We start from the raw sequence: 21,893 nt of genomic DNA, 5'->3' as shown, positions 1-21,893 counted from the left end.
CCCATGAAACAACTGCTGCTGGCTCTAGTCATCACCACCGTGGTCAGTGCCTGTGCGACCACCACCTCGCCAACCGGAAGACGGCAGATGGTCGGCGGCGTGTCGCAGGCACAGCTGGACCAGCTGGGTGCGCAGGCGTTCGCGGAGACCAAGCAGAAAGAGAAGATCAGCACTGATGGCCGCCAGAACGGCTATGTGCAGTGCGTGGTCAATGCCCTGGTCGCGCAGTTGCCGCCTCAGTACCGTGGCGTACGGTGGGAGACGGCCGTGTTCGTCGACAAGGAACCGAACGCCTTTGCCCTGCCTGGCGGCAAAGTGGGCGTGAACACCGGCATCTTCACCGTCGCCAAGAACCAGGACCAGCTGGCTGCCGTGATCGGCCATGAGATCGGCCATGTCATCGCGCGTCACCACGAAGAACGCATCACCCGCCAGATGGGCGCGCAGACCGGCCTGGCCGTGCTGGGCGCGCTGGCTGGTGCCGCCTATGGCGATGGCGCCGCCAGTACGGTCAACCAGCTGGGCGGGATGGGCGCGCAGACGGCCTTCCTGTTGCCGGGCTCGCGGACCCAGGAAAGCGAGGCAGACGTGATTGGCCAGCGGCTGATGGCGCAGGCCGGATTCAACCCGGCCCAGGCCGTGGACCTGTGGCAGAACATGATGGCCGCCAGCGGCGGTCGCAGCCCGCAATGGCTGTCCACCCACCCCGATCCGGCCAACCGGATCCAGGAGCTGCGACGTGATGCACCGGGCCTGACGCCGGTCTATCAGCAGGCGCAGGCGGCCGGGCTGCGGCCAAAGTGCGGATGAGTGCGCAGTTCTATGCTGTATTGCAGCACATAAAACGATTTCTCACGCCATCTGTTTCTGATACGTTTGGCGGCTCAGATTTTTCTGACAGTCCGACTTTGCCGCTATCCGGCGGTTCGATCGAGGTGAACGATGATTTTCCGTAACCACAAAGCTGTGCTTTCCGTCCTCGTCGCGACCGCCCTGACCGGCGCCGTGGTCACCGATGCCTTTGCGCAGTCCTCGCGTTCCTCCGACCGTGGCAGCCGCGGCGGCAGCAGCAAGCAGGCCAAGGCCGAACCGCTGTACCCGAACGCGACCCGCCAGGAGCCGACCGCCAAGGCCTCGGCCAAGATGGGCAGCAAGCTGCAGAAAATGATCGACAGCTACAACAAGGAAAAGTTCCCGGAGACGCGCGAACAGGCTGACGCGATCCTGGCCGACAGCGCTTCCAACGAGTACGACAAGTCGCTGGCCGCGCAGCTGGCCTCGCAGGCCGCGTACCAGACCGACGACGTGCCGGGCGCCATCGCGTATCTGAAGCAGGTGATCCAGTTCAACGGCCTGGACAACAACGGGCACTTCCAGTCGATGCTGATGCTGGGCCAGCTGCAGCTGCAGGAAGACAAGACCGCCGAAGGCCTGGCCACCCTGGACAAGTACTTCGCCGAGAGCAAGTCGACCAAGCCGGAAGAGCTGATCGCCAAGGGCCAGGCGCTGTACCAGCTGGAGCGCTACCAGGAAGCGATCCCGGTGCTGAAGCAGGCCATCGCCGGCGCCGCCGAGCCGAAGGACAACTGGAACCAGCTGCTGATGGCGGCCCTGTCCGAAGCCGGCCAGACCGGCGAGGCCGTGCAGGCCGCGGAAGCGCTGGCGGCCAAGAACCCGACGGACAAGAAGGCCCAGCTGAATCTGGCCAACATGTACATGCAGGCTGACCAGATGCCGAAGGCCGCCGCGGTGATGGACAAGCTGCGCAGCAGCGGCCAGCTCACCGAAGAGCGCGAGTACAAGCAGCTGTACTCGATCTATGCCAACACCGAGAACAAGGAAAAGGACGTCATCGCGGTCATCAACGAAGGGTTGCAGAAGGGCATCCTGAAGCCGGATTACCAGGTCTACCTGGCGCTGGCCCAGTCCTACTACTACTCCGACCAGGTGCCGCAGGCGATCGATGCGTGGCAGAAGGCCGCCCCGCTCTCCAAGGACGGTGAGACCTACCTGAACCTGGCACGCGTCCTGCATGCCGAAGGTCGCGTCCCCGAGGCCAAGCAGGCCGCCCAGCAGGCGCTGGCGAAGGGCGTGAAGAACCAGGCTGATGCCAAAAAAATCATCAACCTGAAGTAAGTAGGAATAACGCCTGAATGCCTGCTCAGTTGATGCGCAGGCGCTCAGGATTGGTATAAGCTTGGAGGTTCCTGCGGTGTCATGCACCGCTGATCAGGGATCCCGCCCCCGGGATTCCGGCCCCACTATTGAGCTCTTGGCGCATGACGGAACAACTAGTCGTTCACCGGTACGAACAACCCGATGACAAGGGGCTGAGCTGGCCTCGCATCGTCGGCATCGCGTTTGTAATCGCCCTGCATCTGGCCGCCTTCATGATGCTCCTGATCCCCGCTGTGGCCCCCAAGGCCGTGGCTGAGAAGGAGCGTAACGTCATGGTGACCATCGTCGACGCACCGCCGCCGCCGCCCCCGCCGCCGCCGCCGCCGCCGCCGACCGATACTCCGCCGCCGCCGGTGAAGAATCTGTCGCCGCCGAAGCCGTCGCCGGTCCCGCCGCCGCCGCAGGCGCCGGTCGTGGACGTGCCGGAACCGCGTCCGAACGACATCGTCACCCCGCCGTCGCCGCCGTCGCCGCCGGCTCCGCCGACCTCGATCGAGGCCAGCGTGGACATCTCGTCAAAGGCCATGAATCCGCCGCGCTACCCGCCGGCAGCCTTCCGCGCTGGTATCCAGGGCGAAGTGATCCTGATCATTGATGTCGATGCCAGCGGCAACGTCACCAATGTCACGGTGGAAAAGTCCAGCCGTAACCGCGACCTGGACCGTGCTGCGATGGAAGCGGCTCGCAAGTGGCGCTTCAACGCCGCTGAATCTGGCGGTAAGAAGGCGGCAGGTCGCGTTCGCGTCCCGGTCAACTTTGCGCTGAACTGATGCGCCCGGGTGGCCGCCTGGCCACCCCCGCTCCCAGTTCGATTGTTTAGCTTAGCTACACCCTTTATCACCACACACAACAAAGGTAAGCGTCATGCTGCAGGAAATTTTCATCGCCGCTGCTGCCGGGGGCAATCCGTCCAACGCCCTGTCGCAGATGGGCTTCGAGCACCTGATCCACGAAATGACCACCAAGCCGGGTGATTTCGCGGTTTCCTGGGTCGTGCTGCTGACCCTGATCGCCATGTCGGCCATGTCCTGGTACTGGACCGTCATCAACATCTTCCGTGCCACCCGCCTGAAGAGCGCCGCTGATCGCGTCGTCAGCCTGTTCTGGGACACCCCGAACGCGCAGGACGCCATCCGTGCGATGGAAGAACAGCCGGCTTCGGAGCCGTTCTCGAAGATCGCCCTGGACGCTGCCCAGGCAGCTGCCCACCACCAGCGCGCTGAAGGCGGTGCTACCGGCGGCGTCGGTGAGAACCTGAGCCGTTCGGAGTTCGTCGACCGCGCTCTGCGTCAGGCCGTCACCCGCGAAAGCAACAAGCTGCAGTCGGGCATGACCCTGCTGGCCACCGTCGGCGCAACCGCTCCGTTCGTCGGTCTGCTGGGTACCGTGTGGGGCATCTACGGCGCGCTGATCAAGATCGGTGCCACCGGCTCCGCTTCGATCGACGCCGTTGCCGGCCCGGTGGGTGAAGCGCTGATCATGACCGCGATCGGTCTGTTCGTCGCAATCCCGGCCGTGTTCGCCTTCAACTTCTTCAGCAAGATCAACAGCGCGACCATCAGCAAGTTCGACACCTTCGCGCACGACCTGCACGACTTCTTCGCCACCGGTTCGCGCGTCCGCTAATTGCGGCGCGCGTCACCCAGCGACGAAGTAAGTAGTCACCAAGATCTAGACGGAGCCCGTTATGGCTTTCAGTAGTGGTAACAGCGGCGGCCCCATGGCCGACATCAACGTTACGCCCCTCGTGGACGTGATGCTGGTGCTGCTGATCATCTTCATCATCACGGCGCCCCTGATGTCCCACAAGGTCAAGGTGGATCTGCCGGAAGCCAACCTGATCCAGAAGCCGGAAGATGCTGAAAAGCGTCCGAACCCGATCACGCTGGCAGTCAAGGAAGACGGCTCGATCTACTGGAACGACGAAGAAATCAACAAGCAGACTCTCGAGTCCCGCTTGGCGACCGCCGCCCAGCAGACCCCGCAGCCGCCGCTGAACCTGCGTGGTGACCGCACCACCAAGATGCGCGTCATCAACGACCTGACCAAGGTCGCGCAGGAGCAGGGCATGCTGGACGTCGGCTTCGTCGCGACCAAAGAAAAGGGGCAATAAGCCATGGCATTCAGTAGTGGTGGTGGCAAGGGCCCCATGGCAGACATCAACGTCACGCCCCTCGTGGACGTGATGCTGGTTCTGCTGATCATCTTCATCGTGACCGCGCCGATCATGACGTACCCGATCGCCGTGGACCTGCCGCAGCGCGTGCTCAACCCACCGCCGCAGCTGGTCGAACCGCCGCCGCCGATCGAACTGAAGATCGACGCCAGCAACCAGGTCTCGTGGAACAACAGCCCGATCAATACCAGCGAGCTGCAGCAGCGGATGGAGCAGGAGGTCCAGCGTGACCCGACCAACCAGCCGGAACTGCGCATCGACGCCAGCCCGGATTCCGAGTACGACGTGATGGCCAAGGTTCTGGCCGCCGCGAAGAATGCTCAGATGAAGAAGATCGGTTTTGTGCAGCAGTAAACGCTACACCGCAACACAACAGTCATGACGCGACTGCAGACGCCCCTGGAAACAGGGGCGTCTTTTTTGTGCCCGAGGGGTCCCATCGGGGTCAGATCCCTTTTCCTGCGGAAAAGGGACCTGACCCCAACAGGCAGCATGCGCCGCTATGATCGGCGGATGCTCGCCCTCTTCGACTCCCTGCGCCATTGGCTCGACGGCATCGCCCACCTCGGCACGATCCTGGCGGTGGCCTATCTGCTGTACCTGTTCGCGCTGGCGGGCTGGATCATGCTGCAGAAGCGCGAGCCGGTGGCCACGCTGAGCTGGATCCTGTCGTTGGCGCTGCTGCCCTACCTGGGGCTCTTCATCTACTACCTGCTGGGCCCGCAGAAGGTGAAGCGGCAGCGGCTGCGCCGTGGCCGCGCCCGCTCGGGCATGGAGCACTACAGTGACGTCTGCCCGCCGGATTCGGACTGCACCGAGCTGGCCAAGGTTGCCCAGGCCACCACCGGGCTGGCGCCCAGCAGTGCCACCGAGGTGACCTGGCTGGTCGACGGCGCAGCCACCTACGCCGCGCTGCTCGACGCGATCGCGCAGGCGCGCGACCACGTGCACCTGGAGTACTACATCTTCAATCCCGACCACGCCGGCACCGCTCTGCGTGATGCCCTGGTCGAGCGTGCGCAGGCCGGTGTGCAGGTGCGCCTGCTGCTGGATGCGGTCGGCTCCTCCGCCCTGCCCCGCCGCTTCCTGCAACCCCTGCTGGATGCCGGCGGTGAAGCGATCTGGTTCCACCCGCGGCAGCTGCTGAAGCCGTTCAAGCGCCCGTGGCTGAACCTGCGCACGCACCGCAAGCTGGTGATCGTCGACGGTCGCCTCGCCTTCACCGGCGGCATCAACATCACTGACGAGGAAGACGAGAGCCGCAGGCCAGACGCCTACCGCGACCTGCACATGCGTATCCGCGGCCATGTGGTGCGCAGCCTGCAGCTGGTGTTCGCCGAGGACTGGCTCTACGCCAGCGGCCAGGACCACTCCCGTTTCGACATCGCCCGCCTGTGGCCGGCCGACATGCCGCTGCGCGCGGATGGACCGATCAGCGCACAGGTGCTGGTGTCCGGGCCCGACTCGGGCTGGGAGACCATCCATCGCCTGCATGTGGCGGCGATCCAGGAAGCGCATGAGCGGGTGTGGCTGGTCACGCCCTATTTCGTGCCGGGCGAAGCGGCGCGGATGGCACTGACCTCGGCTGCACTGGGCGGCCTGGACGTGCGCCTGCTGGTACCGAAGATGAGCGATTCCTGGTTCGTCACCCAGGCCGCACGCTCGTACTTCGACGAGCTGTTGCATGCTGGCGTGAAGATCTACGAATACGGCCCGCGGATGCTGCATACCAAGGCGTTCATTGCCGATGACGATGTCTGCATTGTCGGCAGTGCCAACTTCGACCATCGCAGCTTCCGGCTGAACTTCGAGCTGTCGATGATGATCAGCGACCGTGACCGTGTCGCCGCGCTGGCCGAACTGCTGCAGGGCGAATTCGACCGCGCCACTCGGGTGCATGACCAGGCCGGCCGCTCGCTATGGCTGCACCGCCTGCCCGAGGCCTTCGCCCGGCTGGCCTCGCCGCTGCTCTGACGCAGCGCTACACTGCGGCGATCATCCGGGGAGCCCGACTATGTACTGGTTGTACCTGCTGCTGGCGCTGGGCTGCTTTGCCTTCGCGCTGAAGACCCCGAGCGCGGGGTTGATGACCCTGTGCCTGCTGGCTGCCCTGGCCTTCCTGCTGGCCTGGGTACGCGGCCGCTACGTGGCCCGTTTCGGCGACCTGCAGCGTGACCCGGCCACCCTGATCGATGCCGAAGAGCTGCGCCGCCTGCGCGAACAGGCCCAGGCCCGCCGCAGCGACGACCACAACGACCACGACCCATCCCCTCTTTCCAAGTAGTCCCGTTCCATGACCCAGCTCAGCGTCAACGTCAACAAGATCGCCGTCCTGCGCAATTCGCGCGGCGGCGCCGAACCGGACGTGGTGCGCGCCGCCCAGGCCTGCCTGGATGCCGGTGCACATGGCATCACCGTGCACCCGCGGCCGGACCGCCGCCACATCACCGCCGAGGACGTGCTGGCCCTGTCCACGTTGACCCGCGCGCGTGGCGTTGAATTCAACATCGAAGGCAATCCGTTCGCGCCGCCGCGCGAGGGCTACCCGGGGCTGCTGCCGCTGTGCGAACAGACCCGCCCGGCGCAGGCCACCCTGGTACCCGATGGTGATGGGCAGATCACCTCCGACCACGGTTTCGACTTCGCGCGGGATGCCGAGCGGCTGCGCCCACTGATCGCCGAACTGAAAGCGATGGGCTGCCGGGTCAGCCTGTTCGTCGACGCGGGCAACCCGCTGCTGGAGCAGGCGGCCGACGTGGGTGCGGACCGCATCGAGCTGTATACCGGGCCCTATGCGGAGGCGCATGCGGCTGGCGACGCCGACGCGATGCTGGCGTTGTTCGCCACTGCCGCCCGCCGCGCGCAGGCCGTCGGCCTCGGCGTCAATGCTGGCCACGACCTGTCGCAGGACAACCTGCGCGACTTCCTGGCCCATGTGCCGGAGGTGCTGGAGGTGTCGATCGGCCACGCGCTGATCGGCGAGGCGCTGTATGACGGGCTGGATGCCACCGTGCGCGGGTACCTGGCGCTGCTCTGACCCCTCCCCTGTAGAGTCGAGCCATGCTCGACTCCATTTCCCATCCGTCCGGAGGCAGTCGAGCATGGCTCGCCTCTACGAGGGGGCTGAACCCTTCAGGCGGCCGTCGCAGCCATTGAGACGGTGGCGACGTACCCTGCCGCAATGGGTATTGCGATCAAGGGCCGAGGTTCCACGTCCCACCTTGCCGGGCGCTTTGAAAGCACCGTCAGCGAGGCGGTGGACGACGGCTGGGCGGTCGACGAGAGCGAGGAATTCCTCGCCCCGCGCCTGCGCACTGAAGTGCGCGCCGAAACCGCGCGCAGCATCATCACCCGCAACAACTCGCCGGACGTCGGCTTCAGCCAGTCGGTGAATCCGTACCGCGGTTGCGAGCACGGGTGCTCGTACTGCTTTGCACGCCCCTCGCATGCCTATCTGAATCTGTCGCCGGGCCTGGACTTCGAGACCAAGCTGTTCGCCAAGACCAATGCGCCGCAACTGCTGCGCAAGGAACTGTCGAAGCCGGGTTACGTGCCGCAGCCGATCGCGCTGGGCATCAACACCGATGCGTACCAGCCGATCGAACGCAAGTTCAAGCTGACGCGCCAACTGATTGAAGTGATGCTGGAGACCAAGCATCCGTTCTCGCTGATCACCAAGAACGCACTGGTCGAGCGCGACATCGATCTGCTCGCGCCGCTGGCCGCGGAGAACCTGGTCAGCGTGCATTTTTCGGTGACCTCGCTGGATCCGCATCTCTCCGCGAAGCTGGAACCGCGCGCATCAGCGCCACATGCACTGCTGCGCGCGATGAAACGCCTGCATGACGCTGGCATTCCGGTCGGTGTGATGGTGGCGCCGGTGATTCCGTGGATCAACGACAGTGAGCTGGAAGCCGTGCTGGAGGCCGCACACGATGCAGGTGCGAGCACCGCCGGCTACGTGCTGCTGCGCCTGCCGCTGGAAGTGGCACCGCTGTTCCGCGACTGGCTGGATACGCACCATCCCGATCGCGCTGCGCATGTGATGAGCACCATCCAGCAGCTGCGTGGCGGCAAGGACTACGACAGCCGGTTCGGCACCCGCATGCGCGGCCAGGGCGTATATGCCGATCTGTTGAACAACCGCTTCAAGCTGGCGCGCAAACGGTTGGGATTCAATGCACAGAACAGCCACTGGCCGAAGCTGGATTGCAGCCGGTTCCAGAAGCCGCTGCCGCCGAAGAAGGATACGCCGCAGGGCAGTCTGTTCTAGGACGCTGGACCGCAGTGCGACCCACCGGTAACAATCCAAGCCTTGCCGCATCGCCTGGTGTTGTACACGATGAAATGCAGTCACTGCTTCCGTGCCAGTGGTCTTCTTCTATGCCTTGCGACCCTGCAGGTCCAGGCCCGCGCCCTGCACGAATGCATCGTCGTTCCGCAGGCCACGGTCGTCACTGACATGCCGGCTGGCCTGGACGAGTTCGAACAGCGTTTGTGGACAGCAAATGCGGGTCAGGTGGTGAGCAAGGGCACCGACACCCTTCTTCTGCTTCGCCTGTTCTCGGAATCACCGGGCGTGATGGATTCCCAAGAGTTCACCAAGGTCACCGGTATCCTGAAGGGATACACTCCGTCCGCTGAAGGGATTCCGGAGGTGCTCGACGCACGCATGACCAGTGGTGGCGCGGGCTTCGCGCACAAGGGAGACTACTGGTTGTCCGATTCGGCGGATATCGAGCTACATCGACCGCACAAGCGCGATAGTCCGATGGAAGTCAAAGTGACGTCTGTCGGATGGAACAGCTATCGAAAAGAAGACCGTTCCTTCTATCTCCAGTTCACCTGTCAACCCAGGGAAATCCCCGTCGAGAAGCTCAGTGCCTGGCAAGGTGGCAACGGCAATCTCTGGCGGTCTTTTGGACCGACCAAGTAGCTGCGACAGTCTCACCCTCCCCCAAACAACTTCTGCGCACTCTGGAACAGGATCCAGCTGGTCGCGATGAACTTGTCGCCACCCTGTGGCCGGTTGCCACGATGGGTGTGGGTGAATGCCGTCGGGGCGATCAGCAGGCTGCCGGTGCGCGGCGCGATCTTGCGCCCCTGGAACAGGAATTCGGTCTCGCCTTCGTCGAAGTCGTCGTTGAGGTACAGCGTCCACAGTACGTGCCGGTGCAGGGTCTCGGCCTGCGCATCCTTCGGGTACAGCTCGCAGTGCCAGTACGGGTAACCGCCCTCGCCTGCCGCATACCACTGCAGGTTGATCGCGCCCGGGCGCAGGCAGGTGCGGGCCAGATCGGCCAGCTGCTGCGGCGGCATGTCGGGGAAGTCCTCGGCAGACAGGCGTCGCGGTTGGCCGTTGCTGTCCTGGATCTGCAACATCAGCGGCGCAATCAACGCCTGTGGATAACGGCGTAGATAAGTCAGCAGGCCGTTGAACACCGCAATCTGCAGCTGCTGATCAACATCCTGCCAGCCGTCCAGGCCACTGATGCGCAGATCCTTGCTGTGCTTGAGTTCCGGGAACACGCCACTGCCCACCGCACCGGGCTGCAGGCCACGCGTGGCGCGCAGGCGTTCAACGATGGCGGCGCAGACCTCGCTGGGGACGGCGTTGTGGATGACTTCGATAAAATCGACCGGGCCCTGCTCGTGCATGCGTGCATTCCTTAGGCGGCAACGGCTTGATGGTGCCGTTTGCCGCCCTCGGTGTCACCCCACGGTCATGTCATCGTTCTGCCACGACCGCTGTCGGAGGAACTGCCTCAGCCCTGCGCGTCGTCGTGCGCGTGGTGGTAGCGCACGGCCTCGGCCACTTCCTCGCGCGAACCGAGGAACACCGGCACGCGCTGGTGCAGCTGGTCGGGCTGGATGTCGAGGATGCGCTCGCGGCCGGTCCAGGCAGCGCCGCCGGCCTGTTCGACCAGCAGGCCCATCGGATTGGCTTCGTACATCAGGCGCAGCTTGCCGGCCTTGGACGGATCCTTCTTGTCCCACGGGTAGATGAAGATGCCGCCGCGGGTCAGGATGCGATGCACGTCGGCCACCATGCTGGCGATCCAGCGCATGTTGAAGTTCTTGCCGCGTGCGCCTTCCTTGCCCGCCAGCAGGTCGCCGACGTACGCCTGCATCGGCGCTTCCCAGTGACGCTGGTTGGACATGTTGATGGCGAATTCCTGGGTAGCCGCCGGAATCTGCATGTTCTCGGTGGTCAGCACGAACTCGCCCTTCTCGCGATCGAGGGTGAAGGCGTGGGTGCCATGGCCGACGGTCAGCACCAGCTGGGTGCTGGGCCCATAGATGCAGTAACCGGCGGCGATCTGCTTGCTGCCCGGCTGCAGGAACGCGTCATCGCCCGGCAGTTCGACGTTGGTCGGGCAGCGCAGCACCGAGAAGATGGTGCCGACGGAGACGTTGACGTCGATGTTGGAGCTGCCATCGAGGGGATCGAACAGCAGCAGGAAATCACCGCGCGGATAGATGTCCGGCACCGGCTGGCTGTGGTCCATTTCCTCCGAGGCGCAGGCGGCGAGGTGGCCACCCCAGGCGTTGGCCTCGAGCAGGATCTCGTTGCTGATGACGTCCAGCTTCTTCTGCGCTTCACCCTGCACGTTGCCGGTACCGGCGTCGCCGAGCACGCCACCGAGGGCGCCCTTGCTGACGGCGATGGAGATGCTGGTGCAGGCGCGGGCGACGACCGCGATCAGCTGGCGCAGGTCGGCATTGATGCGGCCGGCGTGCTGTTCCTGGATCAGGAAGCGGGTCAACGAAGTACGGGACATGAGCGGGCAGGTCTCGGCAGCGGGAAAACGCCTATTGTCGCCCGTATGGCGGGGCCGTGCGTGAGCGCGGGAAGGCGTAATCGTTTCCAGATGCGTTGCGCTCGTGGCGCCTTCCTTTTGTCGAGGCGCGTGGAAGGGGGAGGCGATGCAGGACACGCTGCAAGTACGTCCATGTAAGCTCGATGGCGCCATCCATGGCGCCAACGGTCCTGCATCACCTCCCCCTCCCACGCGCTTCAGGGTTCGCCGCGAGCGCGGTGGGGATGGCAAAGGCAAGAGCAAGAGCAAAAAACAAAGGCGCCTTTCGGCGCCTTTGTCTTCAAACCACTGGAGCGTTGCTTCAGCCCTTGGCGACGGTGGCCACGGCCTTGGCGACGTATTCCAGGTTGTTCTGGTTCAGCGCGGCCACGCAGATGCGGCCGGTGCCGACGGCGTAGATGCCGAACTCGTCGCGCAGGCGCTCGACCTGCTCACGGCTCAGGCCGGAGTAGGAGAACATGCCGGCCTGCTCGTTGATGAAGCCGAACTGCGGTGCACCTGCAGCGGCCAGCTTCTCGACCAGGCCATGGCGCAGGGCGTGGATGCGCTCGCGCATCTCGGTCAGCTCCTGCTCCCACATCGCGCGCAGTTCCGGGTTGGTCAGCACGCCGGCCACCAGCGCAGCACCGTGGGTGGACGGGCTGGAGTAGATGGTGCGGATCACGCGCTTGACCTGCGACTGCACGGCCTTGGCGTCAGTGGCGGTCGGCGCCACCATCGACAGCGCACCCACACGTTCGCCATACAGCGAGAACGACTTGGAGTACGAGTTGGCGACGATGAAGCTGTCGATGCCGGCTTCGGCGATGATGCGCACGGCGGCGCCGTCCTGCTCGATGCCCTTGTCGAAGCCCTGGTAGGCCATGTCGATGAAGGGGAACAGCTGGCGGTCCTTCAGCAGCTGTGCCACCTGCTTCCACTGGCTGACCGTGAGGTCGGCACCGGTGGGGTTGTGGCAGCAGGCATGCAGCAGCACCACGGTGCCGGCGTCCAGCTTGCCCAGGTCGGCCAGCAGGGCATCGAAGTTGACGCCATGGGTGGTCGGGTCGAAGTAGGAATACTCCACCACCTCGAAGCCGGCCGCGCTGAACACGGCGCGGTGGTTTTCCCAGCTCGGGTTGCTCAGCGCAACGGTGGCGTGCGGCAGCAGCTTCTTCAGCACGTCGGCGCCGACGCGCAGCGCACCGCTGCCACCGACGGTCTGTGCGGTGGTGACGCGGCCGGCGGCCAGCAGCGGCGAGTCCTTGCCGAACACCAGCTCACGCGTGGCCTGCGTGTACGCCGGCAGGCCATCGATCGGCAGGTAGCCGCGCGGTTTGGCTTCAGCGGCAAGCTGCTGCTCGATCTGCTTGACGGCGCGCAGCAGCGGAATGCGGCCGCTCTCGTCGTAGTAGATGCCCACACCCAGGTTGACCTTGGTCGGGCGGCTGTCGGCGTTGTACGCCTCGGTCAGGCCCAGGATCGGGTCGCCTGGGACCAGTTCCACGTTTGCAAAGAAGGACACGGCGGTACTCGTTCGGTAGACGGAAAGGGGGAGGAAGTGCGCTACGCGGCTTGCGGCTTTTCGGCCGGAAACAGCCCATCGTAACAAAGCCTGCCGGGGCTGGCCGCCGCCATCGTCATCCGCGGCCCCGTACCATGGCGTGCGTTGCCGCCCGATCCATCAACCTGAATCATGAATCCTGCCGCACGCCGCCGTTGCCTGCCGTTGTCCGCCCTGCTGCTGTCGCCCTGGGCGGCCGTGGCCGAGCCCGCACCGACCGCCCTGCCCAGCGTGCAGGTGCAGGCTGCGCGGGTGCCGGGCATCGACCCGTTCGCGCTGCCCGCCAGCCTGGATACGGTCTGGATCGATGCCAGCCGCGCCGGCGCCGGCGCGCAGTTGTCCGAGGCGTTGGCCGGGGTCCCGGGCCTGGTCGCGCGCGACCGGCAGAACTTCGCGCAGGACACGCAGCTGTCGATCCGTGGCTTCGGTGCGCGCTCGACCTTCGGTGTGCGCGGGGTGCGGGTATTGATCGACGGGGTACCGGCGACCATGCCCGACGGCCAGGGCCAGCTGTCGCACGCCAGCCTGTTGGGCGCCGAACGCATCGAGGTGCTGCGCGGGCCGTTCTCGGCGCTGTACGGCAATTCCTCCGGCGGCGTGCTGCAGGTGTGGAGCGCGCAGGGCCAGCCCGGCGACCCGTGGCGGCTGCGGCTCAATGCCGGTGCCGACAACACGCTCAGCGTCGGCGCGCAACTGAAGGGTGCCGGCCGTGTTCTGGATTACAACATCGCCGCCAACCACTTCCGCACCGATGGCTGGCCCGACCACAGCCGCGCGCGCCGTGAATCGCTCAATGCGCGCATCGGTGGTGATCTGGGCGGTGGGCGGTTGGAGCTGCTGCTCAATGCGCTGGATGCCCCCGATGCGCAGGACCCGCTGGGCCTGAGCCGTGCCCAGGTGGCGGCGGATCCGCGCCAGGCCACCGCCGTGGCGCACCAGTACAACACCCGCAAATCGGTGCGCCAGCAGCAGGCCGGTCTGCGCTGGACCCGGGAGACCGGGGCGCAGCGCTGGCAGCTGATGGGCTATGCCGGCCAGCGCGCGGTGACCCAATACCTGCCGATTCCGCCGGCTGCCCAGGCCAACCCACTGCATGCCGGCGGGGTGATCGATCTGGAGGGCGGCTATGGTGGGCTGGACGCGCGCTGGGGCTGGCACGGCGACCTCGTCGGCCGGCCGCTGGACGTGGTGGCCGGGCTCAGCGCGGACCGGCAGCGCCAGCACCGCACCGGCTTCGAGAACTTCATCGGCAGTACGTTGGGTGTGCGCGGGCGCCTGCGCCGCGACCAGATCGACACCGTGCAGAACGTGGACCAGTTCGCCCAGGCCTGGTGGCAGTGGAGCCCGCGCTGGTCGTTGCTGGCCGGCGTGCGCCACAGCGCGGTGCGCTTCGCGTCCGACGACCGCTACATCGTCGGCGCCAACCCCGATGACAGTGGCCGCCGCCGCTACCAGGCGACCACGCCGGTGGCCGGGATCAGCTTCGAGGCCAGCCCGCAGTGGCGCCTGCATGCCGCCGTGGGCCGCGGCTTCGAGACACCCACCTTCAACGAGCTGGGTTATCGCGCCGACGGCCAGGCGGGCTTGGCGCTGGATCTGGCGGCGGCGCGCAGCCGCAGCCTGGAGGTCGGCAGCAAGTGGCGCGCACAGGATGGAACCCAGCTTGATGTCAGCCTGTTCCGCGCAGATACCGACGATGAGCTGGCAGTTGCCAGCAACAACGGAGGTCGCAGCACCTATCGCAACATCGGCCGCACCCGCCGCCAGGGGGTTGAACTGCAGTATCGCCAGCCGCTGGCCGAGCAGCTGGAGCTGCAGCTGGCGTGGACCTGGCTGCAGGCGCAGGTGCGTTCGCCGTACCTGACCTCGAATACCCTGGTTGCTGCCGGCAGCCGCCTTCCCGGGGTACCGCGCCAGCAGGCCTTCGCCCGGCTGCAATGGTCACCCGGCGAGTGGCAGTGGGCGCTGGAGGCCGCCGCCAGCAGCGATACCGTGGTCAACGACGTGGCGACCGAACGCGCGCCCGGCTTCGCCCTGCTGCATCTGGAAGCCGGCCGTCGCTGGACCCTGCCGGGTGGCGAGCTGCGCGCCTTCGCCCGGCTGGAGAACGTGCTGGACCAGGCCTACATCGGCTCGGTGATCGTCAACGATGGCAACGGGCGCTTCTACGAGCCGGGACCAGGACGGCGGGCCAACGTCGGCCTGCAATGGTCGTGGCGCTAGGAGGGTAGTGCCGGCCGCTGGCCGGCATCGCTTCGCCTCGGGTATTCAAGGTGCCGGCCAGCGGCCGGCACTACCCATCAGTCAGGCGCCTTGGCCGGCACGAAGGGCGAGGTCGGGTCGCTGGCCGGGAACGTCTCCTCCAGCGCCTCGTCCTGGTTGTCGCTGGCGCGCTGCTTGCGTTCGCGCCGCTTGAGCGGGCTTTCCTGGCCGCCGCGATGGCGGTCACCGCCGTCCTTGCGGTCCTGGGCTGCCTGTTCAGCCTCGTGCTTCACCGGCAGATGCTCTCCGGCGTGCCCGGCATCGAAGAACGGCGCGCCGGTGCCGCGGTAGTCGGCATTGTCGGCATCATGTTTGCCGCGCTGCTCGCCGGGAATGGGCGGATGGTTCGCGCGCAGCGGATCGCGGGAGGTCTCTCGGCTCATGGTCTGGCTACCTGCGCTCGGGGGTTCCCACTACACCGCGCCACAGGTAAAGCCACCGCGAACCTGGCGTCATGAACATCTCGCTCACCCCCCGGTAACGGCACCGCGCGTATTCCTGCCCACCCGCCCCCGCTGCAGGAGCCGGCCATGCCCCGTCTTGAACGACCCGCACCGTCCGTGTTCAACGCCCTGCTCGATCCGCTTGGCCAGCGCACCGCGCAGCGCCGCACGCGTCGCCATGAGGATCCGCAGGCGGTGGCCCAGGACTACCTGCAATACATGCTCACTGACTACGAGGAACGTCGCGGGCAAAGCCATCGCAACTGGCGAGATCTGTGCCCGGTCTATGCCTTCGCGCTGACCACCCATGCTGCCGACTGGCCGCGCGGTGACGCCGCCGATACCTGCGAGGAACTGGCCGAGCACTGGGAACAGATGCGCGGGCAGTCGCGGCTGGGCTGGTCACAGGCGCGGCCGGTGGTGGAAGACGCCTGGCGTGCGCTGGACCATATTCCGGCGGCGGCAGTGAGGCCGTTGCTGCAGTAACGCTGGGGTTCTGCGTACACGCGCGGGTGTGCTGTGGTTGCCGGCCAGCGGCCGGCACTACCGTTTTCCGTAGAAGCCACCTGCACGACATCGACACGGCCGGTTTACACCGCCCGGAACACGCTGGGCACCCTGCCCCATCAAAGGTGCACCCATGGCCCGCCCGATCTGGACCGGCACGCTGTCGTTTGGCCTGCTCAACGTGCCGGTGTCGCTGATGTCAGGCGAACGCAAGGTCGACCTGCAGTTCCGCATGCTTGACTCGCGCGACCGCAAACCGATCCGCTTCGAGCGGGTCAATGCCGATACCGGCGAGGAAGTGCCGTGGAAGGATATCGTCAAAGCCTACGAGTACGACAAGGGGAGCTATGTCGTGCTGGAGGAAGGGGATATCCGCTCGGCAGCACCGGAAAGCCACGAAGCGGTGGAAGTGGAATCGTTCGTGGATGCGGCGCAGATCGACCCGCGCTACTACGAGAAACCGTACCTGCTGGTACCCGGCAAGAAGGCCGAAAAGGGCTACGTGCTGCTGCGCGAGACCTTGCGCAGCACCGGCAAGGTGGGCATCGCACGGGTGGTGGTGCGCACGCGCGAATACCTGTGCGCGGTGATGCCGCATGAGGACGCGCTGGTGCTGATGATCCTGCGCTATCCGCAGGAACTGGTGGATCCCGAGGACTACAAGCTGCCCACCGGAAAACTCTCCGACTACCGCATCAGCAGCAAGGAAACGGCAATGGCAGAGCAGCTGATCGAGTCGATGGCCGGTGATTGGGACCCATCCCAATACCACGACGAGTTCCGCGAGCGACTGCAGCAGGTGTTGAACAAGCGCATCAAGTCCAAGGGCGGCACCACCCGGGTGGAAGATGAGCCCGCACCACGCGAGGACGCCACCACCAATGTGGTTGATTTCATGGCGCTGCTGCAGAAGAGCCTTGATGCGAACAAACGTACGCCAGCGAAGAAGACCGCAACGCGCAAGGCAGCCACAAAGTCGACGGTGAAAAAGGCCGCAAAAAAGGCGACGAAGAAGGCTGCAAAGAAGACCGCACCACGGCGCAAGGCAGGTTGAGCCATGTCGTTGCACCAGTACAGGCGCAAGCGCCGACTTGGAGGTGGCGCCGGGCAGACGCCGGAACCTGACGAAACGCCTGTACGTGCTGATCCCAAGCGGCGGCCGATCTTCGTCATCCAGCTGCACCATGCCAGTTCGCGCCACTACGACTTCCGTTTGGAGATGGACGGTGTACTGAAGAGTTGGGCGGTGCCGAAGGGACCTTCGCTGCGTGTCGGTGAGAAGCGGCTGGCCGTGGAAGTGGAAGACCATCCGCTGTCCTACGCCGGTTTCGAAGGAGACATTCCTGAAGGCCACTATGGTGCTGGCCACGTGGATGTCTTCGATCACGGCACCTGGGCCTGTGAAGGCGATCCACTGCAGGCGCTGGCCGCTGGAAAGATCGACTTCGTGCTGCATGGGCAACGCCTGGCGGGCGGCTGGAAGCTGGTGCGCACGGCAATGAAGGGGCGTCAGGTACAGTGGCTGCTGATCAAGCGCGGTGACGAGGAAGCGCGCGACGCCGAAGCAGACGATCTGCTGGGCGCGCCCGCGCCCGAGCGCGCATCCGCAGTGATGAAGCGCACTGCGGGGAAGACAGGGCGTGCTGTGCCGGCCGCACGCACGTCTACCCGCAAGGCCGATGCACGCTGGCATGCGCGCGCGCTGAAATTGGACGGCGCACGTGACGCGCCCTACCCGCATGGGTTCAAACCGCAATTGACCGATCATCGCGACAGTGCGCCGGACGGCGCGCACTGGCTGCACGAGATCAAGTGGGACGGCTATCGCCTGTTGGCCGATCTGCATGACGGCGAGGTGAAGCTGCGCTCACGCAATGGCCTGGATTGGACCGATGATTTTCCCGAGGTGGTGCAGGCCGTGCGGGCGCTGCCGGTGCGTGATGCGCGCCTGGACGGTGAGCTGGTGGTGCTGGACCCGGAAGGGCGCAGCGATTTCGCAGCGCTGCAGCGCGTGATCGATGGAAGCTCGAAGCAACCACTGCGCTACATCGTGTTCGATCTTCCGGGTGTGGCCAACGCGGACATCAGTCGTGCGCCATTGCTGGAACGCAAAGCGCTGCTGAAGGATCTCATCGGACCCATGCCGGGCATCCTGGCCTTCAGCGAACATGTGATCGACCACGGCCCGCAGGTGTTCGATGCCAGTGGCGAGGCGGGATTCGAAGGCATCGTCAGCAAGCAGGTGGACGCGCCGTACGTGAACGCCCGCGCCCGCAGCTGGGTGAAGGTGAAGCACGAAGACACCGACGAGTTCGTGATCGTCGGCTATACGGCGCCAAAGGGTTCACGCGTGGGCTTCGGATCGTTGCTGCTGGCAACGCCGGACAAGGAGGGCCTGCGCTATGTTGGCCGCGTCGGTACCGGCTTCGATGACGAGAACCTGCGCGCGCTGCTCAAGGCACTGCAGCCACTGGCAGTAAAGACGCCTGTGCTGCAGCTTCCGGCGCATGTACCGTTCCGCGCCGCCAGCGTGCGCTGGGTGAAGCCAGTGACGGTGGCGGAAGTGGCGTTCCGTGGCTGGGGCAAGGAAGGCCTGCTGCGCCAGGCCAGTTTCAAGCGGCTGCGCAGCGACAAGCAGAAGGAGGACCTGGGAATGAGCACAGCAACGGCAGATGATGAAGTCGGAGGCGAGGTCCAGATCACTCATCCGGAGCGGGTGGTGTTTCCCAGGCAGAGACTAGGCAAAGGCGACGTGGCCGACTATTACCGGCGCATGGCGCGCTGGATCCTGCCCGAGATCGCCGGACGGCCGCTGTCACTGTTGCGCTGCCCCGATGGGGTGGGCAAGGTCTGTTTCTTCCAGAAGCATCATGGCCCCGGCCTGGGTGACGCGGTGCATGCGGTGCCCCTGCAGCAGAAGAGCGGCCGCGAGGACTATGTCTATATCGACGATGCGCGGGGCCTGCTGCAGCTGGTGCAGATGAACACGCTGGAGCTGCATCCATGGGGTGCGACCGTGGCCGACCCGGAGCATCCGGATCGACTGGTGTTCGATCTCGACCCTGGTGACGGCGTCAGCTGGGCACAGGTGAAAGCCGGTGCACGCGATGTGCGTGACCGCCTGCAGCAGGCAGGTCTCGAGAGCTTCGTGCGGCTGTCCGGTGGCAAGGGCGTACATGTGGTGGTACCGCTGCAGCCCAAGGCTGGCTGGGACGAGGCGAAGGCACTCTGCGAAGCCTTTGCGCAGGCAATGGCACAGGAGCAACCTGATCGCTATGTGGCGACGATGAGCAAGGCCAAGCGCCGTGGCGTCATCTTCATCGACTGGTTGCGCAACACCCGGGGGGCCACCAGCGTGTGCTCGTGGTCGCTGCGCGCGCGCGATTCCGCCGGTGTGGCAGTGCCACTGCGCTGGGAGGAGCTGGCTCGTATCAGTGCCGCCGACGCATTTCCCATGGGCAAGGCGCTGGCGAGGGCGAAGCGCTTGAAGGGTGACCCTTGGCAGGGCATCGAGCGGTTGAAGCAGACGCTGCCGTCGCTGAAGCGGTAGTGCCGGCCGCTGGCCGGCAACAGCAGGATGGCCGAGGTTGCCGGCCAGCGGCCGGCACTACCTGTATGCGCTCAGCGCGGATCGCGCGAGGCGCGACGGCCGAACCACCAGCCGACCAGCAGTTGCAGCGGCAGCGATGCCAGCAGCGAAATGACGAACCAGAACGGGAAATCCGCACCGGCCGTCCACATTGCGTAGCCACAGCCCAGCGCGATCAGCGACCAGATCGAGAAGCCATGCGAACGCGGCCAGCAGGGGGCGTAATAGGTGGCGAAGGAAATGCCCGCGATGCCACCGAGCACGCTGAAGGTGAGATCCCACCCCAGCTGCACGCTGTTGTTGTCCGGCGACAGGCCCAGCAGCGGAGGCAGCCAGCTGGCGACGCTGCTGACCAGCGCAAGCGACAGCACGCCGCCGATCAGGGCGACGATGGACAGGAACAGGGTCTTGAGCAGGCCGGGCATGCGCGCATTGTACGGCGGCGCGAAGTGCCTGGGGTTGCGGGCCGGCGGCCGGCACTACCGATGGATCGGCATGGCCGCCGCGTCCGTGGGAGAGGGGGACGGAGCGACGGCGGCCATGCACAGGCGGTCAGGCGGCGAAATCGAGCACCACGCGGCCTTCGATGGTGCCCGCATGCATGCGCGCGAACACGTCGTTGATGTTTTCCAGGCGGTCGGTGCTGACCGTGGCCGCAACCTTGCCTTCGGCCGCGAACTGCAGCGACTCCTGCAGGTCCAGCCGGGTGCCGACGATCGAGCCACGCACGGTGATGCCGTTGAGCACCATGCCGAAGATGTCCAGCGGGAAGTTACCGGGCGGCAGTCCGTTGAGCGAGACGGTGCCGCCACGGCGGACCATGCCCAGCGCCTGCTCGAACGCCTTCGGCGACACCGCGGTGACCAGCGCACCGTGCGCGCCGCCGATTTCCTTCCTGAGGAAGGCGGCCGGATCGGTGGTACGCGCGTTCACGGTGATCTGCGCGCCAAGCTGCCGGGCCAATGCCAGCTTGTTGTCGTCCACATCCACCGCAGCCACGTTCAGGCCCATCGCGCGGGCGTACTGCACCGCCATGTGGCCCAGGCCACCGATGCCGGAAATCGCCACCCAGTCACCGGGTTTGGTGTCGGTGACCTTCAGGCCCTTGTAGACGGTCACGCCGGCACACAGCACCGGCGCGATCTCGACGAAGCCCACGTCCTTCGGAAGCAGGCCGACATAGTTGGCATCGGCCAGTGCGTACTCGGCGAAGCCGCCGTTGACCGAGTAACCGGTGTTGCGCTGTGTCTCGCACAGCGTTTCCCAGCCACCCAGGCAGTGTTCGCAATGGCCACACGCCGAGTACAACCAGGGGATGCCGACCCTGTCGCCTTCCTTGACGTGCCCTACCCCGCCTCCCACGGCCACGACGTGCCCCACGCCCTCGTGGCCGGGGATGAACGGCGGGTTCGGTTTCACCGGCCAGTCGCCCTCGGCGGCGTGCAGGTCGGTGTGGCAGACGCCACAGGCCTCGATCTTGACCAGCACCTCGCCCGCCCCCGGGCGCGGTACCGAGACTTCCTCGATCACCAGTGGCTTGCCGAACTCACGCACGACAGCGGCCTTCATGGTCGAATTCATGTTCGGATCTCCGTAGTGCGCTTGCCCACAGAATGACGCCGGCACGAGGCCGGCGCTTTGATCACGATCAAACCTTTGAAGATTCGTGGAGCGGGTTCAGCTGGCCAGCACCGAGGCCTCGCGGGCCAGGCGTTCAATGGCATCCCAGTCGCGGGTCTGCAGCAGCGCCGGGGTGGTCAGCCACGAGCCGCCCACGCACAGCACGTTGGGCAGGTGCAGGAACTGCGGCGCGGTCTGCGCACTGATGCCACCTGTCGGGCAGAAACGCACATCGGCGAACGGGCCGTGCCAGGCCGCCAGCAGCGCAGCGCCACCGGCCTGCACCGCCGGGAAGAACTTGAAGGTGTCGTGGCCGTGCTCCAGGCCCAGGATCAGGTCCGAGGCGGTGGCCGCACCGGGCAGGTACGGCAGGTCGGCATCACGCGCGGCCGCATACAGCGCCGGTGTTGCACCCGGGGACACCGCGAAGCGCGCACCGGCCTGCTTCGCTGCGTGCATCTGCGTGGCGTTGAGTACGGTGCCGGCACCGATCACCGCATCCGGCACAGCCTCGACCATCGCCTTGATCGCATCCAGCGCCTGCGGCGTGCGCAGCGTCACCTCGATCACCGGCAGGCCGCCACGGAACAGCGCCTGGGCGACGTCGACCGCTTCATTCACATCTTCGGGGGTGTACACCGGGATCACCGGTGCCAGCTTCAACAGCGCGCGCAGGCGCGGATCAGCGCTGGACATCGTCTTGCTCCTTGCCCGACCGGGCATCGCGGATCGCTGCCGGGTCCGGCAGCGCAGC

22 protein-coding genes are annotated in these 21,893 nt (G+C 65.9%); 15 read left to right on the top strand and 7 right to left on the bottom strand.

Annotation, left to right across the window (positions count from 1 at the left end):
* Positions 1–3: 3 nt before the first annotated feature.
* The 11 genes from DFO63_RS16720 (at position 4) to DFO63_RS16670 (ending at position 9,290) form a co-directional block, all read left to right on the top strand.
* Positions 4–810, top strand: coding sequence for a M48 family metallopeptidase (locus tag DFO63_RS16720; protein WP_049446811.1), 807 nt, complete (start codon positions 4–6; stop codon positions 808–810).
* A gap of 132 nt (positions 811–942) precedes the next feature.
* Complete coding sequence (locus tag DFO63_RS16715) at positions 943–2,136, top strand: tetratricopeptide repeat protein (protein ID WP_014035419.1); 1,194 nt, start codon at positions 943–945, stop codon at positions 2,134–2,136.
* Positions 2,137–2,390: 254 nt separating this feature from the next.
* Positions 2,391–2,948 (top strand): energy transducer TonB, encoded by a 558-nt coding sequence (locus DFO63_RS16710; RefSeq protein ID WP_170871767.1) that lies wholly within the window; start codon positions 2,391–2,393, stop codon positions 2,946–2,948.
* Between the two features lie 94 nt (positions 2,949–3,042).
* A complete protein-coding gene (gene exbB / locus DFO63_RS16705) occupies positions 3,043–3,804 on the top strand; it encodes a TonB-system energizer ExbB (RefSeq protein ID WP_005411738.1) in 762 nt (253 codons plus the stop codon).
* Between the two features lie 61 nt (positions 3,805–3,865).
* A complete protein-coding gene (locus DFO63_RS16700; RefSeq protein WP_005421196.1) occupies positions 3,866–4,291 on the top strand; it encodes a biopolymer transporter ExbD in 426 nt (141 codons plus the stop codon).
* Between the two features lie 3 nt (positions 4,292–4,294).
* Entirely contained in the window at positions 4,295–4,708 is a 414-nt protein-coding gene (locus tag DFO63_RS16695; RefSeq protein ID WP_005411740.1) for a biopolymer transporter ExbD, read from the top strand.
* A 159-nt stretch (positions 4,709–4,867) separates the two neighbouring features.
* Positions 4,868–6,328 carry a cardiolipin synthase gene (gene cls, locus DFO63_RS16690; RefSeq protein WP_042358375.1) on the top strand — a complete coding sequence of 487 codons (1,461 nt, stop codon included), beginning with the start codon at positions 4,868–4,870 and terminating at the stop codon, positions 6,326–6,328.
* Between the two features lie 40 nt (positions 6,329–6,368).
* Complete coding sequence (locus DFO63_RS16685) at positions 6,369–6,638, top strand: hypothetical protein (RefSeq protein WP_049446808.1); 270 nt, start codon at positions 6,369–6,371, stop codon at positions 6,636–6,638.
* A gap of 9 nt (positions 6,639–6,647) precedes the next feature.
* Positions 6,648–7,391 carry a pyridoxine 5'-phosphate synthase gene (locus tag DFO63_RS16680; RefSeq protein WP_014035423.1) on the top strand — a complete coding sequence of 248 codons (744 nt, stop codon included), beginning with the start codon at positions 6,648–6,650 and terminating at the stop codon, positions 7,389–7,391.
* Positions 7,392–7,535: 144 nt separating this feature from the next.
* The gene (locus tag DFO63_RS16675) at positions 7,536–8,627 is read left to right on the top strand and encodes a PA0069 family radical SAM protein (protein WP_119007392.1); all 1,092 of its coding nucleotides are present in this window, start codon (positions 7,536–7,538) and stop codon (positions 8,625–8,627) included.
* A gap of 57 nt (positions 8,628–8,684) precedes the next feature.
* Positions 8,685–9,290 (top strand): hypothetical protein, encoded by a 606-nt coding sequence (locus DFO63_RS16670; RefSeq protein ID WP_235434962.1) that lies wholly within the window; start codon positions 8,685–8,687, stop codon positions 9,288–9,290.
* Positions 9,291–9,301: 11 nt separating this feature from the next.
* Here the strand turns inward: DFO63_RS16670 and DFO63_RS16665 are convergent, their stop codons facing one another.
* From DFO63_RS16665 to DFO63_RS16655, 3 genes are all read right to left on the bottom strand, one after another.
* The gene (locus tag DFO63_RS16665; RefSeq protein WP_014035427.1) at positions 9,302–10,012 is read right to left on the bottom strand and encodes a 2OG-Fe(II) oxygenase; all 711 of its coding nucleotides are present in this window, start codon (positions 10,010–10,012) and stop codon (positions 9,302–9,304) included.
* Between the two features lie 107 nt (positions 10,013–10,119).
* Positions 10,120–11,136 (bottom strand): class 1 fructose-bisphosphatase, encoded by a 1,017-nt coding sequence (locus tag DFO63_RS16660; RefSeq protein ID WP_014035428.1) that lies wholly within the window; start codon positions 11,134–11,136, stop codon positions 10,120–10,122.
* 340 nt (positions 11,137–11,476) lie between these two features.
* Positions 11,477–12,679: an amino acid aminotransferase gene (locus tag DFO63_RS16655; protein WP_049446804.1), complete on the bottom strand. Its 1,203-nt coding sequence runs from the start codon at positions 12,677–12,679 to the stop codon at positions 11,477–11,479.
* A 171-nt stretch (positions 12,680–12,850) separates the two neighbouring features.
* Between DFO63_RS16655 and DFO63_RS16650 the strand changes: the two genes are divergently transcribed.
* Positions 12,851–14,941, top strand: coding sequence for a TonB-dependent receptor (locus DFO63_RS16650; RefSeq protein WP_119007391.1), 2,091 nt, complete (start codon positions 12,851–12,853; stop codon positions 14,939–14,941).
* A gap of 77 nt (positions 14,942–15,018) precedes the next feature.
* On the opposite strand, the gene DFO63_RS16645 is transcribed toward DFO63_RS16650, so the two are convergent.
* Positions 15,019–15,363 (bottom strand): hypothetical protein, encoded by a 345-nt coding sequence (locus tag DFO63_RS16645; RefSeq protein WP_071228660.1) that lies wholly within the window; start codon positions 15,361–15,363, stop codon positions 15,019–15,021.
* Positions 15,364–15,510: 147 nt separating this feature from the next.
* On the opposite strand from DFO63_RS16645, the gene DFO63_RS16640 reads away from it, so the two are divergent.
* The 3 genes from DFO63_RS16640 (at position 15,511) to ligD (ending at position 19,480) form a co-directional block, all read left to right on the top strand.
* On the top strand, positions 15,511–15,909 hold the full coding sequence (locus DFO63_RS16640; protein ID WP_071228659.1) for a hypothetical protein: 399 nt from the start codon (positions 15,511–15,513) through the stop codon (positions 15,907–15,909).
* A gap of 154 nt (positions 15,910–16,063) precedes the next feature.
* Positions 16,064–16,984, top strand: a complete 921-nt coding sequence (locus DFO63_RS16635; RefSeq protein WP_049446799.1) for a Ku protein — start codon at positions 16,064–16,066, stop codon at positions 16,982–16,984.
* Between the two features lie 3 nt (positions 16,985–16,987).
* A complete protein-coding gene (gene ligD, locus DFO63_RS16630) occupies positions 16,988–19,480 on the top strand; it encodes a DNA ligase D (protein ID WP_119007390.1) in 2,493 nt (830 codons plus the stop codon).
* Positions 19,481–19,551: 71 nt separating this feature from the next.
* On the opposite strand, the gene DFO63_RS16625 is transcribed toward ligD, so the two are convergent.
* From DFO63_RS16625 to eda, 3 genes are all read right to left on the bottom strand, one after another.
* Positions 19,552–19,944, bottom strand: coding sequence for a hypothetical protein (locus DFO63_RS16625; RefSeq protein ID WP_014035435.1), 393 nt, complete (start codon positions 19,942–19,944; stop codon positions 19,552–19,554).
* A 127-nt stretch (positions 19,945–20,071) separates the two neighbouring features.
* On the bottom strand, positions 20,072–21,100 hold the full coding sequence (adhP, locus tag DFO63_RS16620) for an alcohol dehydrogenase AdhP (protein ID WP_014035436.1): 1,029 nt from the start codon (positions 21,098–21,100) through the stop codon (positions 20,072–20,074).
* Between the two features lie 96 nt (positions 21,101–21,196).
* Positions 21,197–21,835, bottom strand: a complete 639-nt coding sequence (eda, locus tag DFO63_RS16615) for a bifunctional 4-hydroxy-2-oxoglutarate aldolase/2-dehydro-3-deoxy-phosphogluconate aldolase (RefSeq protein ID WP_119007389.1) — start codon at positions 21,833–21,835, stop codon at positions 21,197–21,199.
* Between the last annotated feature and the right edge of the window lie 58 nt (positions 21,836–21,893).

The sequence above is a fragment of the Stenotrophomonas sp. AG209 genome, from assembly GCF_003550055.1.
Taxonomy (GTDB): domain Bacteria; phylum Pseudomonadota; class Gammaproteobacteria; order Xanthomonadales; family Xanthomonadaceae; genus Stenotrophomonas.
This window is presented reverse-complemented; position numbering and strand designations above follow the sequence as displayed.